12 protein-coding genes and 1 pseudogene are annotated in these 14,248 nt (G+C 54.9%); 9 read left to right on the top strand and 4 right to left on the bottom strand.

Annotated elements, in window-relative coordinates:
- Positions 1-57: 57 nt before the first annotated feature.
- From ACR0KW_RS14285 to ACR0KW_RS14305, 5 genes are read left to right on the top strand one after another with little or no spacing between them, the layout of a single operon-like run.
- Complete coding sequence (locus ACR0KW_RS14285) at positions 58-945, top strand: MurR/RpiR family transcriptional regulator (RefSeq protein WP_480805573.1); 888 nt, start codon at positions 58-60, stop codon at positions 943-945.
- Positions 942-2,030 (top strand): aromatic ring-hydroxylating oxygenase subunit alpha, encoded by a 1,089-nt coding sequence (locus ACR0KW_RS14290; protein ID WP_480805574.1) that lies wholly within the window; start codon positions 942-944, stop codon positions 2,028-2,030. Before ACR0KW_RS14285 ends, ACR0KW_RS14290 begins: the two co-directional genes overlap by 4 nt.
- A 19-nt stretch (positions 2,031-2,049) precedes the next feature.
- Entirely contained in the window at positions 2,050-2,868 is an 819-nt protein-coding gene (locus tag ACR0KW_RS14295) for an aspartate racemase/maleate isomerase family protein (RefSeq protein ID WP_480805575.1), read from the top strand.
- 19 nt (positions 2,869-2,887) lie between these two features.
- Positions 2,888-3,628 (top strand): sulfotransferase-like domain-containing protein, encoded by a 741-nt coding sequence (locus tag ACR0KW_RS14300; protein ID WP_480805576.1) that lies wholly within the window; start codon positions 2,888-2,890, stop codon positions 3,626-3,628.
- A gap of 17 nt (positions 3,629-3,645) precedes the next feature.
- Positions 3,646-4,029: a carboxymuconolactone decarboxylase family protein gene (locus ACR0KW_RS14305; RefSeq protein WP_480805577.1), complete on the top strand. Its 384-nt coding sequence runs from the start codon at positions 3,646-3,648 to the stop codon at positions 4,027-4,029.
- A 61-nt stretch (positions 4,030-4,090) separates the two neighbouring features.
- Here ACR0KW_RS14305 and ACR0KW_RS14310 read toward each other — a convergent pair whose 3' ends face one another.
- Positions 4,091-5,053, bottom strand: coding sequence for a formylglycine-generating enzyme family protein (locus tag ACR0KW_RS14310; RefSeq protein ID WP_480805578.1), 963 nt, complete (start codon positions 5,051-5,053; stop codon positions 4,091-4,093).
- 262 nt (positions 5,054-5,315) lie between these two features.
- Between ACR0KW_RS14310 and ACR0KW_RS14315 the strand changes: the two genes are divergently transcribed.
- Both ACR0KW_RS14315 and ACR0KW_RS14320 read left to right on the top strand, forming a co-directional pair.
- The gene (locus tag ACR0KW_RS14315; RefSeq protein WP_480805579.1) at positions 5,316-5,786 is read left to right on the top strand and encodes an aminoacyl-tRNA deacylase; all 471 of its coding nucleotides are present in this window, start codon (positions 5,316-5,318) and stop codon (positions 5,784-5,786) included.
- A 219-nt stretch (positions 5,787-6,005) separates the two neighbouring features.
- Positions 6,006-9,323 carry an ATP-binding protein gene (locus ACR0KW_RS14320; RefSeq protein ID WP_480805580.1) on the top strand — a complete coding sequence of 1,106 codons (3,318 nt, stop codon included), beginning with the start codon at positions 6,006-6,008 and terminating at the stop codon, positions 9,321-9,323.
- 367 nt (positions 9,324-9,690) lie between these two features.
- Here ACR0KW_RS14320 and ACR0KW_RS14325 read toward each other — a convergent pair whose 3' ends face one another.
- Genes ACR0KW_RS14325 through ACR0KW_RS14335 form a run of 3 tightly spaced genes read right to left on the bottom strand, consistent with a single transcriptional unit; the run spans position 9,691 to position 12,426 of the window.
- A complete protein-coding gene (locus ACR0KW_RS14325; protein WP_480805581.1) occupies positions 9,691-10,257 on the bottom strand; it encodes a TadE/TadG family type IV pilus assembly protein in 567 nt (188 codons plus the stop codon).
- A 1-nt stretch (position 10,258) separates the two neighbouring features.
- Positions 10,259-10,789, bottom strand: a complete 531-nt coding sequence (locus ACR0KW_RS14330; RefSeq protein WP_480805582.1) for a TadE/TadG family type IV pilus assembly protein — start codon at positions 10,787-10,789, stop codon at positions 10,259-10,261.
- Positions 10,789-12,426 carry a TadE/TadG family type IV pilus assembly protein gene (locus ACR0KW_RS14335; protein WP_480805583.1) on the bottom strand — a complete coding sequence of 546 codons (1,638 nt, stop codon included), beginning with the start codon at positions 12,424-12,426 and terminating at the stop codon, positions 10,789-10,791. The genes ACR0KW_RS14330 and ACR0KW_RS14335 overlap by 1 nt, the downstream gene beginning before the upstream one ends.
- A 26-nt stretch (positions 12,427-12,452) precedes the next feature.
- Here ACR0KW_RS14335 and ACR0KW_RS14340 point away from each other — a divergent pair, with 26 nt between their 5' ends.
- Both ACR0KW_RS14340 and ACR0KW_RS14345 read left to right on the top strand, forming a co-directional pair.
- Positions 12,453-12,698 carry a hypothetical protein gene (locus ACR0KW_RS14340; RefSeq protein WP_480805584.1) on the top strand — a complete coding sequence of 82 codons (246 nt, stop codon included), beginning with the start codon at positions 12,453-12,455 and terminating at the stop codon, positions 12,696-12,698.
- A 368-nt stretch (positions 12,699-13,066) separates the two neighbouring features.
- Positions 13,067-13,399 (top strand): annotated as a pseudogene (locus ACR0KW_RS14345) (transposase); the annotation flags it as partial.
- Positions 13,400-14,248 lie beyond the last annotated feature (849 nt).

The raw sequence follows: 14,248 nt of genomic DNA on the forward strand, positions 1-14,248 counted from the left end.
TTCCCGAGTCGCGTTTCTGCTCGACAGGCTAATTCCACAAATGTACCATCGTCAATCATGAATGAAACAAATGTATCATCTATCGTTCTCGACCGCCTGACGGAAGAGTGGGACGCCCTGACGCCCGAGGCGCAGAAAGCCGCGCGCTACGTGCTGGAAAACCCAACGGATGTTGGGGTTTCGACCGTGCGCGAGATTGCCGAGGCGGCCAAGGTCAAACCCAACACCTTCGTGCGGATGGCCCGGCAGGTAGGCTTCGAAGGCTACGAGGATTTCCGCGCCCCGTTCCGCGACGCGATTCGCCAGGGCGGCGTGTCGTTTCCTGACCGCGCCCGCTGGTTGCAGGACATTGGCAAGTCGGGAGAACTGGGCGGGCTTTACGCTGACATGATCGGCGCCGCGATCCGCAATATCGAAGAGACCTTTGCCGGGATCGACGCCGCCAGCCTAAAGTCCGCAGCCGAAGATATCTGGAACTGCCGCCAGATTTTCACGCTGGGCGTGGGCGTCAACAATTCGAACGCGCGCAATTTCACCTACCTTGCCTCAACGGGGATGAAGCAGTTTCACGCCATCCCCCGCCCCGGATCGACCCCGGTGGATGATCTCGCCTGGGCGGATGAGCAAGACGTGCTGATCGCCATCACCTGCCACCCGTACCGGACCGAGGTGATCGACGCCATCAAGCTGGCGCGGCAACAGGGGCTGACTGTGGTCGGTATCTCGGACAGCCCGGCCAGCCCTGTGATCCTGAACGCGCAGCACGGGTTTGTCGTTGCCGCCGACACGCCGCAATTCTTCCCGTCCTCCGTCTCGACCATCGCTTTGCTGGAAACGCTGTTGTCCTTCGTGATCGCGGTTTCCAGTGACGAAATCGTCGAGCGGGTGGAACGGTTTCACCAACGCAGACACCAACTTGGCCTCTACGCGGAGGAGCCCGAATGAACGCACCCCTGACTCACTCACTGGACGCGCGCTATTACACCGACCCTGCGATTTTTGAACAGGAGATGCAGGGACTTCTGGCCCGAACGTGGCAATTTGCAGGCCACGTGGCACAGGTGCGGGAAGCGGGTGATTACTTTGCCTTTGAAATCGCCGGTCAGAACCTATTCTGTATTCGCGGCCGCGACGGTGAAATCCGCACCTTCTACAATGTCTGCCAACACCGCGCGCATGAAATGGTGACCGGTGCAGGCAACACGCGCGTTGTCGTCTGCCCCTATCATGCATGGACCTATGAGCTGTCCGGCCAGCTGCGCGCCGGCCCGAATATCAAATCCGTGCCCGGCTTTGACCGCAGTTCCATTTGCCTGACATCAGTCCGCACCGAAGTGTTCAACGGCTTCATCTTCGTCAACCTAGACGATGACGCCGCCCCGATGGACGAATGGTACCCCGGCGTGCGCGAGGAAATCCGCGCTTTTGTTCCGCATATCGACGATCTGGAACCGCTGGAATGGGTCGAGATTCCGGAACACTGCAACTGGAAGGTCAGCATCGAGAATTACTCGGAATGCTACCACTGCCCGAGCAACCACCCGACCTTTGCCGAAGGTGTGGTCAAACCCGAGACCTATGACATCCAACCCGACGCAGGTGGCGGCTACGTCCTGCGCCACACGACCGAGTGTCAAAGCCTCGACAAGATGACCTATCCTGTCGATCTGTCGGTGCCCCATGCGGGCGACTATCAGTCTTGGTTCCTGTGGCCGATGTTCTCATTCCAGTGCTATCCGGGCAATGTGCTGAACACCTATCACTGGCGCGCAAACGATGCCGATCACTGCACCGTCTGGCGTGGGTGGTACACCGAAGGCGGTTCGGAAAGCGCGGTGATCCGGCAACTGGCCGTGCAGGATCGCGAAACCACGGTCGAGGAAGACATTCGGTTGGTCGAAAGCGTTCACCGCGGCCTCAAATCCCGTGGCTATCGCCCCGGGCCACTGGTTCTGGACCCCGGCTGTGGCGTGATGTCGGAACACTCGATCGCCCGGCTGCAGCAATGGATGCGTGAGGCGGTGGACTGATGACCGCGGTGATCCGCCCATGCTGATGCCCGAAGACTGGCAGCCGGAACACAAGCTGTTCCCGCATCAGGTGGGCTTCACCTGCCCGCCCTTCGATTTTGACGCAGCGCCGTCGGATTTTCTGCGGATGTGTCCCGAAACGGTCGGCGTGCATGGGTGGATGCTGCATGTGCCGGACTATGTGCACGGGCTGGATCAGCGAAAGCAGAACTTCGGGATGCTTGAGGATTTCGTCCATTGCATGTCCCGCAACGGTGTCGATGTCTGCGGGCAGGTCGGGTCCAACTGGGTCCATGCCTGCGGGTTGGGTGTCGAGGGCGTCCGTCAGCACTGTGCCGACCTGTCCGACAAATACGGCACGCAGTTTCACATGGCCGGTTACGCGATGGTCGAAGCCCTGCGCGAGATGAACATCGAAAAGGTGGCCCTGAACGCCGCCTATCACTGGCCCGAATGGTGGCAGGGTACTGTGGGTTTCCTGCGTGAGGCCGGGTTCGACGTGCTTTATGCGGGTAATTTCCATGATCAGGGTTGGTTCGCCAGCCAGGAAGAGGTGAACAGCTATCGCTGGGTCTTTGACGGTGATCTGGCGCTGAAAAGCTTCGAATACGTCGCCGATCAGGCTCCGCAGGCGGATGCGATCCTAATCAACGGGATGTGCAATTTTCGAACCGGCCTGAATGGTCTGCCACAACGTCCGCTGCATCTGGCCGATACGCTGGAAGCTGCTCTTGGAAAGCCGGTGATCGGCCATGACATCGCGCTCTATTGGCGCATCTTCAAATCGCTCGGCCTGTCACCGGACACGCCGCATGGCCAGCTTTTGAAACGGCTTTAGAACCGGAGACCCCAAAACCATGCACAAAATCCTCGCGCTCTGGGCGGTGCCCCGGTCCACCTCGACGGCCTTTGAATGGATGATGCGGCAACGCGGTGATCTGGATTGCCTGCACGAGCCTTTCGGCGAGGCCTGGTATCAGGGTGAAGACCCGCTATGGCACCGGTTCCAGCCCGGCGATGTGACGACGCCGGGCCTGACGCTGGATAGCGTGTGGCAGGACATTCAGGCGCGTGCGCAAAAGGGGCCGGTCTTCCTCAAGGACTTCCCGCACTACATTAACCACATATGGGATGCAGAGTTCCTGTCGCATTTCACCCATGCCTTCCTGATCCGAAACCCGGCGAAAACCATCACCTCGATGTACAAACGCTGGCCCGATTTCGCCGAGGGCGAGGTCGGCTTTCCCGAACAACGCGCCCTGTTCGACTTGCTGACCGCGCTGAACGGCACCCCGCCACCGGTGATCGACAGCGACGACCTGCTGGAAGACCCACACACCATGACGCAAGCTTTCTGCGACGCCGTCGGCATCCCCTTCATCGAAGGCGCCTTGACTTGGGAGGCGGGCGGCGACCCTTCGGCCCACAGCTGGTGGGACGGAGGGTCCTTTCACGCTAATCTTGCGACCTCGACCGGTCTTGCGCCACAGCCCCGCAAGTATATCGAAATCAACGATGCGCCGGACCGGGTGAAACAGGTGCATCGCCGGATGAAACCGCATTATGATCACCTCTACACACACCGCCTGACGCGCTGAAGCACCGGAGACCTCACATGGCAGATATTTTCAACGAAGACCTTTTCCTCAAAGGGTTGGAGCAACGCAAAGGCACTCTGGGCGCCGAATACGTGGAAAAGAACCTCGCGGCCGCGGATGACTTCACCCGCCCATTTCAAGAGGCGATGACCGCCTGGTGCTGGGGCTTTGGCTGGGGTGATGACGTGATCGACGCGAAAACCCGGTCGATGATGAACCTCGCGATGATCGGGGCTTTGGGAAAGATGCACGAGTGGGAGATTCACTGCAAAGGCGCGCTGAACAACGGCGTGACCAAAGAAGAGATTCGCGCCATCATCCACGTGATCGGCATCTACTGCGGCGTGCCTCAGGCGCTGGAGTGTTTCAGAGTCGCGCGGCGCGTTTTGGAGAACGCGTAACCGTACCCCACTTCAGCAATTGCAGCCTGGATGCTAGCCAACCATTGGTGAGCAAGAACACTCAGTTCAGGTCTCTTAAAACACGGAACCCTGAAACGCGAGATCGTGCATCTTCCAAACCACTGGCTCGCCCTGCAACGCGAGAGTGATCCATTGCTGCAAAATACGCCCCACCTCGCGTTACACGCCTTTCGCAGTTTGGTTCGCTGGCCTTTTTCAAGTAGAGGCTGGAGGCCCCCCACCCTTCATACGTGTCTGTCCAGCAGGACATTGTTCTTTCTATGACATTGCCGGACATGTGCCGCAGCCCCCAAGCATTGGCTGCATCGAGAGTATCTACCGGCACAGGTTTCCCGCGTGAAACAAGGTCCGGGAATTCTTCACCCAGCATAATCTCGGTCGCGCTGCCCAGAAAGTTCACCTGATCCGTGCTGACTTCTTCACCTTGCGCAAAGGGCGTCTGAGTTCCGGCCCGTGCGGCATATTCCCATTCCGCCTCGGTTGGCAGACGGTAAACATCCATCCCCACCTTGCTGTTCAGCCAATCGGTGTAAGCAAATGCATCCTGATAAGAGACCGTTATGACCGGATGGCGACCAACAATCTTTGCACGCTGCTTTTTTGGTAACCGAATGAAGTCTTGCGGAACATGGCCCCCGCACCCGCCATCATTCACGCAGGCCATCCATTCATCGTAAGTGACTTCGTTGCGTCCCATTGCGACGGGTAAGTCTATCGTGACAGAGTGAACCGGCCCCTCATGAAACGCGATGTAGGGATCATCCGGGGTGACGAGTATCCAGTTACCAGCGTCATCAAATTTGACATTCTGTTTGGACTCACCCGGAGGACCACCCATTTGGAACTCACCAAGGGGCAGGACGATCATCTCAGGGCAAACGTCGCATTCCTGAAACATCTCCAGGTCGTTTACTTGCATTCCATCGCCAATCCGGTACTGCGCCTGGGCTGGCGTCGTGAGGATCGACGCCAGAAACCAGATACTCGGAAGACCGTATCTCATGAAAACAACTCCTTGGCTCAAATGTCTGATGATATCTGGGCATGACGAACAGCAATCAGGTTTTCAAACACATCGGAATTTTTTGGTTTTTACTCAGTAGGTTGTCAAGGTGGACTGACTTAATGCGCTGGATTTGCGCGCCCTACCCCCTTGCCCGTTCCGGTCAATCGGCGCACAATATAGGCTCACACACAATTGCGCCCTAGTTGCGCACCATGACACGTTTCGCGACCGGGACGCCTTCGATGATACGGAGGGCTAAATGACCATTGCGACTCGTCTAAAACATCATCTGGATGCCCAAGGGCTTCCGTTTGACACCATTCCCCATCCTTATGCCGCGACCGCTGCCGAGTGCGCAGAAGCGGCGCATGTCCCCGGCGATCACCTCGCCAAATCGGTTCTGATCCACATGGAGGAAGGACCTCTGCTTGCAGTTCTGCCCAGCAATCACCGGGTTGACCTGACCGCGTTGCAATCGATGATGAATCGCCGTCTTGGCTTGGCGCCGGAATCCGAAATGGATGGTCTGTTCGATGACTGTGCTCTCGGCGCGGTGCCGCCTGTAGGCGAAGCCTATGATCTGCCGACCGTTGTCGACGACAGCCTGACCGGGCTGGACAAAATCTGGTTCGAGGCAGGGGATCACAAAACCCTGATCGAGATGCGCGGCAAGGATTTCGACACGTTAATGAAAGATGCGCCTCATGGGGCATTCTGCTGTATGCACTAGGGACTTGGTGAATTCTGGCAAACTGGTATCGGGCCCAACCCAGTTAATGGTGATGACCCCCTTGACCAAAACCACATCGGAGTACTTCATTGAGAAAGAAGTACTCCGTATTTCGACGGGACCTATGGGGGGTCCTTGAAAGGCCAAGCAAACAGGGGGATGCGTGCTGGCTGGATGCAGGCAAGGGCTCTGCTGAAGCAGCAAGCAAGACAATCAATAATGTCCGATATCGCGGTCTGGCTGGAAAACCACGGTTTGTCCAAATATGCCAGAGCCTTTGAAGAACACGAAATCGAACTCGGTGATCTGACAGAGTTGACCGACGAAGACCTTGTCACGATCGGGCTTCCTCTGGGTCCGAGACGGCGATTTATGAAAGCCGTTCGTGCCAGCGCAGACGGGGGGCGGCGCCCACAAAACACTGCACTCGGCCCCGCCATTGTGGCGGAGCGACGGCAACTGACTGTCATGTTTATCGATCTGGTCGGGTCCACCGAAATCGCCCAGCGTGTCGATCCCGAAGATCTGGCCGAAGTCCTGCGGCTGTTCAAAGAAACATGTGCGGCGTCCGTTGCCGCCTTTGATGGTCACATCGCAAGTTATTACGGCGACGGGATCATGGTCTTTTTCGGGTTTCCCCATGCCCACGAAGATGATCCGGAGCGCGCCGTTCGTGCGGGCCTGCGGATCATAAAAGAAATCCCGGACATCCGGACCCATGCGAAACTGAACGTCCGAATTGGAATCGCGACCGGGCTGGTGGTCGTCGGTGATTTGCGCGGCGAAAAGATGTTTGAGGACGGGACCGCGATGGGCGAAACGCCAAATCTGGCCGCGCGTCTTCAGGCAATGGCCGACCCCGGCACGCTGATTATCGCACCTAGCACGCATCAGCTGGCTGGGGACGCTTTCGAATACGTTTTGCGCGGCGCATTCAAGCTCAAGGGGTTCGCGAAAGAGGTCGAAGCTTGGCAAGTGACCGGAACGCGGGACACGGTCAGCCGTTTCATGGCATTGGACGACGTGTTGCTAAAGCCCTTGGTTGGCCGGGCTGCTGAATATGAGACCCTGAACGAAAAGTGGAAACTAGCCAGTGGTGGCCAAGGACAAGTTGTGCTGGTGTCAGGCGAGCCGGGAATTGGCAAGTCTCGGCTGGTTGAAGAACTACGTCAAAACGCTTCGGGGGTGTCGCACACTCAAACCCGGTATCAGTGCTCACCTTATCATTTTGCGAGTGCGTTTTATCCCGTCATTCGTCAGTTCGAGATCATTGCGGAACTTCGCCCCGACGATTCAGACGAAACAAAGCTCAACAAGATATCTTCGGTCCTGGGGGATCCGTCCGACCATGTGTTGAAGCTGGCCGCGTCTTTGCTTTCTGTTCCCTTCGAAGACCGATTGGGACCGCTGGATTTGACTCCTCAGAAAATCATGGATCAAACGCTGGGGATGATGCTGAAGATTCTGGCTTCTATGGCTGCGGAAAAACCGGTTCTTCTTTTGTTTGAGGACGCGCATTGGGTTGATCCGTCGACCAAGTTGCTGCTGGATCAGATCGTGGATCGGATCAAAGACCTTCCTGTGCTGGTTGTGATGACATTCCGGCCCGAATTCGACCCGGGCTGGGCGCTGCAATCGAACCTAACGAAAGTTGTCTTGAGGCAACTGGATTTCCATCAGGTAAAAAGCATTGTGGACGAAGTTGCCCAAGGTCAGTCCATCTCGGATGAGATGTATGAGGTGATCGCCGCCAGATCTGATGGTGTCCCGCTTTACGTCGAAGAAGTGACAAAAGACCTGTTGGAATCCGGCGCTTTGATGGAAGATCACGCAGCCCAACCGGTTGGTGCATCGTCTCCGGCAAGCCCGGTTCCCAGCACATTGCATGATGCGCTGATGGCGCGTCTCGACCGACTGAGTTCAGCCAAGGAGGTGGCTCAGATCGGCGCGGTCATCGGCCCTCAGTTCTCCTATCCGTTGATCGCCGAGGTTTCGCGCTTTGGCGAAAAGGCGTTGCGTTCAGCCCTGGAGCTTCTGGTGGACGCGGGCATTGTCACAACCGCTGCGACAGACGATCTGGAAACCTTCAGCTATCGCCATGCCCTTATTCGCGACACTGCCTACAACAGTCTTTTGAAAAGCGAACGACGGGTCCTGCACGCGCGCGTCGCCGAAACGCTCAATCAGGAAGCACTTCACATAGGGGATGCCAGCCCGGAAATTCTGGCCCATCACTACACGATGGCCGGGATGAGCAAGCAGGCCATCGACTGCCGCCACCTTGCGGGCCAGCGTGCGGTTCAGCGTTCAGCAAACATTGAAGCGAACACACAGCTTTCCCTGGCAATCGAGCAATTGCGAGAGCAAGGGCAGAGCGACGACCGTGACCGAAAGGAAATCGAGATTCAGGTTCTCAGAGCGGGTGTTCTGCGCTCAACGGCCGGAATAGCCGCCGATGAAACCGGTTCTGTCTATGAACGGATTAGGGACCTGTGTGAACGCGTCGAAGAAACCGGGCACTTGTTCCCGGTATTGAACGGTTTGTATTCGTTTCATTTGGTGCGTGCCGAATACGATCTGGCCAGGAATGTTGCCGGAGAGTTGCTGAAATTGGCGGGAACGACCGGTGAAACGCAGCATCAGATGGTGGCGCATCGGGCAATGGGTGCCGTGCTGTTTCACATTGGAGAACTGAGTCCGGCCTACGAGCATTTGAAGCAGGCGCTCGACCTCTACAGCAGGGAACGGGATGGGCATCTGGCTTTTATCTATGGGTCGGACCATGCCGCGATCACCTCGTGTTTCCTGAGCTTGGCCATCTGGATGCGCGGCGCGCCGGACAAGGCACTGGAAGTTCAAAAGCAAGCGGTTGCTGCCGCCCGAGAGCTTGAACATGCGCATAGCATCGCGCAATCACTGACCTACCTGTGTATGCTTTACCTTCTGCGCCGTGAACCCGACCAGGTCATTGAAGTTGTCGACCAACTTGAGGAACTCGCGTCAAAGCACTCCTTTACATTCATGTCCGTGACTGCAGCCCTCTGGCGCAGCTGGGTGGATGCCTTTGTTTCACCCGCCCCGGCGACGATCCGCGCGTTAGGAAACGCGGCAGAAGCGTGGTGGGCCAGCGGGGCGGGGAACTACAAACCTTTCTTCCTTACATTGATTGCCGAACTCACTCTTGAAACAGGTGATCGGGAAGGTGCCCTGGAATTGCTGGCCGAAGCCCGCGAATACCAGGGCCTGACGAATGAGGGCTGGGCACAAGCCGAAACAGACCGGGTCTACGCGCTGGCCTCTTCCGGGACTGGTCCTGCCGAAGCTGAGTTTCATGAAGCTTTGAAAACTGCGCAGCGACAACAAGCGAGGATGTTCGAACTTCGAACTGCGGTAGATTACTTTAAGCAATGCAAGAAATTCGCATCACCCACAGCCCCTCCCGTACTAAGCACCGTCTTAAGATCAATAGTAGGAGGGGAGCATACGATCGACGTAAGTGATGCCCATGACTTGCTTGATGAGATCACGGCAGGGTAATTCTCAGATGCCTGTGGGACGTTTGGATTGATCGAACGGCACTGGGCAAGCAGTTCTGATGATTGTTTGTAGAGTGAACGGGCTGGTTTGGAATTCTCCGACCTGATTGCGGGAGTACGCTTCCGGCGTTGTCGAACTACATTGCCATTTCGAAATTTGTTCACGTATCGCTAAAAACTTCAACCCAAACATCCGAAAGCCAAATACCAGCGCCCCGGGGAATTGTTTCTTTCGGATCATGTTGCCGCAAACGCGAACGTATGTTCAATCCTACACCGAGATCTAAGCGTCGGACGGTTCTTAGCTTGTGCCCGCCCTGCCACCATCAACGAGTATTTCTAACCCGCCTGTTCAAGGTGGCGTGGCCTTAGACGGGGAGGGGGGGGCCGTGAATCTCGTTTGCAAATCGAGGCCGAGTGAAAATGAAGTTTTCCAGTTCGATGTTGCCCAAGCCTACCTGAAAGAAGGGGACAAACGTGTTGGACGTCTCGACCAGGATGAGCGTGTTCTGATCCGCCATCGGCGGCAGGGCATCTCTATATTGATCAATATTAGCGTCCGACAGCCTTTCGGTATATCCACCGCGATATTCAGACCATTCCACCGAGTGGCTGTTGGTGTCTTCATGGTATTGAACACTCGAAATTCGGATTTTCAGATCGGCTTGATTGACCACCATCAATCTGAACATATCTTCCATCGAGTCGATATAGGCGTAGTCAATTTCCCGGACTTCGCGAGAAATCAGGTCACCAATCGTATGGGCCGCTTTGATGTTCGAGGCATTCTGCCTGTAGCCTTCGAAAAATGTATAGCCCGCCATGATCGTCCAAAAGAGGATCGGGGCAAGGAGGACTGCCTCAAGGGAAATCGAGCCTTCTTCCCGTGCCAGAAAACGTTTAGGGCGGTGTGTCGGAAATCGCTTGATCCTCATACTAACTTGGCTCCTGTACGAAGACGGTAGTGGCGGTCAGAGCGTACTGGCCTTCTTCGTTGACCAGTGCCTTGCCCATTGCGGATGTTGGGAAAACGGGGTTGATCTTGGCGCAGGCCCGAAGAACCATCAACTCGTTCTCAAGGCCGTTTTGGAAAGTCCTCACGGGGCGAGCCACTTCGGAGAGGTCAGTGCAGTCAGGGACAGTGGGCACTGTAATAGAGGCAAAAGGATCTTGCCGAATCATTTCCAGGCGCAAGTTGGCTTCGCAATTGCTGATAAAACCGGCGCGGCTGCAGATGAGGGCCTTAATGTCGTCGTGTTGTGGGTTGATGCCTGTGTTCAGCCGAATGTCGCGCACGGTCATGTCGACAGCACGCTCGAGCTGCGCGTGTTTCAGCGTTACTAAGCCAAGCTCCAACCCCGAAAGAACCAAAAATAAGATGGCCGGGAAGACGATAGCAAACTCGACAGTCACATTTCCGTCTTCGCGTCGGTGGAGCTTGGCCAGCGCTGAAAGCAACCTACGCATCACTGTGTCAACCGCAGCATACGGACGGAGGATGCGATCGAGGTAAAGGCATCTTTGAGGTCAGAGGCCGACGATCGATAATAATGACTGGCAGAGCTTGCGCAATCTTGCAGTACCTTTTCGCCGTTCACCGGGGCGTCGACGCTGACACCAAAGACGATCACGCCTTCATCCTTGGCGGCCTTGCACACATGTTTGGTGCGCTGATCCTTGGCGACTGCATTTTTCTTGCTGAACGCTTTGCCTTCCCATTGACCATAGGCACTTGGCGAGTGGGTGAAGATTTTGTGCTCGATGTGTTCCAAAGACACGAGGTTCAGCAGCTCAACGTAGGACAATTGTACCGCATTGCCGGGTTCGTCTTCTTTCACGCAACTCGTCTTGCTGCCCTTGCTCGTGCAACGCGTGTTCCCTTTGCCGTAGGGGTGATCCTGCCAGCTGTTGTCGTGCGGCCACCAGTAATTGGGGCTACCATTCGATTGGTATACCGAGAAACGATCGGTTTCCTCATTGTACCACAAATCCGACAAAGTGGTGCGCATCGAGGGGTTAAGCATGTGCTGATCAGTATTGTGGCCGTCGGACACGAGGATCAGAACCTTTTGGACGTTGCCGCCGTAAGCCACAGGGCGGGCCTTAAATGCGTCCGGAACGATTTTGTCTTTGGTGGCGAGATTGTTGATAACCGGACGCGTGCCGGGATCCAGCAGGATAAGGCCCCAATTCGCGCCATTGTCCAGGCCCGAGTCCTCGTCCGCCACCGGATTGCTCAGCTTGGTGAGGCCGTCGACGTAGTCAAGAAGCACAGTTTTATCGTTTTGGAATGGCAGGATTGCTGATCCAGGGCGGATTGGGCACACAGGATGTTCAATCGGCTCTTTAGTCTCGGTATATGGGTCGAAATGAGCCGTTTGCTCCAGTTCTATGGTCTGAGACAGATCAGGTTTGCTGAATTCGTTGTCGACAAAGTTGACACAGTGCGAGTAGCCATGGAAACGGTCGACATTGTAGTACTGCAACAAGCTCGCGCCAGCGTTAACCTGGCTGGAATAAGGGATCAGTGAAAATGAAATCTGGTTGTTCCATTTCCCGTTTTTCGTTGCAATCTGTGTGATGATGCTTTTCGTAGCATCCTTCAGTTCTTGCAGCGCAATCGAGGTCGAGACGTCCGTGACAATTGAGATTTCGGCCATACCGATGCTTTCCTCGGCAGTGCTTGCCGCAGGGGCGGACAATGTATCGTAGCCAGATAGGCGCATGAATTGAGTCGGGAATTCGGATAAGGCTGTTGCCGACACCTCGCGATAACCATCGCTGTTGACCACATCGATGCTGGTCACGTGATCCAGAAGGCCCGCCGTTTCAAGGTATGAACGAACGACGGTTTTTGGATCTGCCTTTTGATCAAGGTCCGCGGCGGCCAGAACAGACCGGTCCAGCGTGTACTGCAATTCGGCGCGTTCGCTCTCAAAGCGCATAAAATCTATGCCGATGCCCACAAAAGCGACGATAGCCAAAAACATACAGAGGGCGAAAATAGTAAGCGCGCCACTCTCGTCATTAGCAAAATGTCGAGCATCTTTCTGCATTCGAACTGAAGAGGAAACACAAGTGTTTTTAAATCTCTCGAAAGCCATGGGCATGTACTATCCTCTCTTGGCCGATGGAACCGGCCACAAGACTGATCCTCGGTAAGGCAACCTTAGCAATTGCAACCAGTGCGATTGCGGCAACGTTTACTGTTACAAATATTCAGCATCTTTCTAACCCAAAGAAATTAAAGTCAGCGGCAAGCTGCAGCCGTCCCCACAAAATGTCTGATTTAAAAGCGGTTAAAATGTGGCAGCTCTTCGGCATTTTGGCGTGGATATTTTTAACGGCACACAACCGCGCGTTAATGTTCGGTTAACAAAAGAGTCGAATCTAGTTTTTTATTAAGGTTTATCAAATAGTTAGCGTGACTTTATCATATTTGGAAAAAGAAAACGTGGCTATTGCCACTTTTATGTAATGCCGAAAACATAAGAATTGGCGCAATTAATAATAGCCTCCTTATTCTTAACCGGGAAGGATTGATGGCTAATTAGGCCAATATTTCTGCAATTTGTTCTATTGGTAATTCCCCCTAAATATGGTGGCCGTTGTTAGCTATGGAACGATTCTGCCTCAGAGAAATCCTTTTGCCTAAAGTAAACAAAGAAGGTCCGCGGCTCTAGGCTCAACCCCATTGATTTTCAACCGACGGCATGATTCACGGCTCGAAAACGAGCGGTGAACATGTCTGATCTATTCTGGTTAAATGACGCACAGATGGCGCGTCTGGAACCTTTTTTTCCCAAATCGCACGGTAAACCACGCGTTGATGACAGGCGCGTGTTGAGCGGCATTATCTTCATCAACCGCAATGGCTTACGATGGCGTGATGCACCTAAAGAGTATGGCCCTTACAAGACGCTCTGCAATCGTTGGAAGCAGTGGAGCGATAAGGGTATCTTCGCCGCGATGCTCACCGGCTTGGCCGCTGATCATGGTGAGGAAAAGACCGTCATGATCGATGCAACGTATCTCAAAGCCCATCACACCGCGTCCAGCCTTGCGGTAAAAAAGGGGGACGTGGACGCCTGCCCGATCCTCCTGCCGCTACAGTAGAAGTAGCTGCAAGAAGCTACTTTTCGTCGGCAAAAGGTTGTTTTGCATCTGCAAATCACGCGGAAGAAGCCTCTTAAGCATCTGTAATAGTGCAGAAAATATCCCTAGAAATCTGGAAGAATGGAAATCCTGAAATGCAGAAATGGCATGTTTTTGGGAGATCACAGTGTGGCATGGACCCATGAACATGTCGCTGACAGCTACTCCCTCCGCTGGCGCGGGTCACAAATCCAGATGTCCAAATAGTTTTGCAAAGTGTTTACTTCCCTTTCAAAAGGGCCTGGCCGTATCGGTCACTTGCCGAACAGAAGTGGGGTAGCAGCTTAGCGTCGTCCACAGACCTCCTTTTGAACAAACAGCAAGCCATTGACTACGGTATATACGGCTCATAACAGCCTCTAGATAGAATTGCGCTTGTTGCGCGTTACCACAGTTTTATTCGCCTCCTTTTGCTTCCACAGTGCTTCCAGTTGTATTGGCGGGATGCAAAAAGCCTCGCGGCTTGCGAGGCTAAGCGTTTGATATTTAGCTGTTATTTTTGGTTGCGGGAGCAGGATTTGGCCTATACCGAACGTTAACGGAACTATTAATTTAACAAGCCATCTCTACGCATTCCGCGGCTGTTTGAAATAATGACCGCATTGGACGGAAAGTGACAATCAAGAAACCCGTTTCAAGGTCCGCATTGAGTCCCGAGCTGCCGTTGATCACACTTCAGACTTTCGCTCTTGCAGCAGGTCGCAAACTGCACATTCCGGACGTTCTAAGTCCGGTGTCGGACGGCCGATAGGTGGACAAAGCTGCTGTTGA

The organism is Ruegeria sp. CG11, assembly GCF_056537245.1.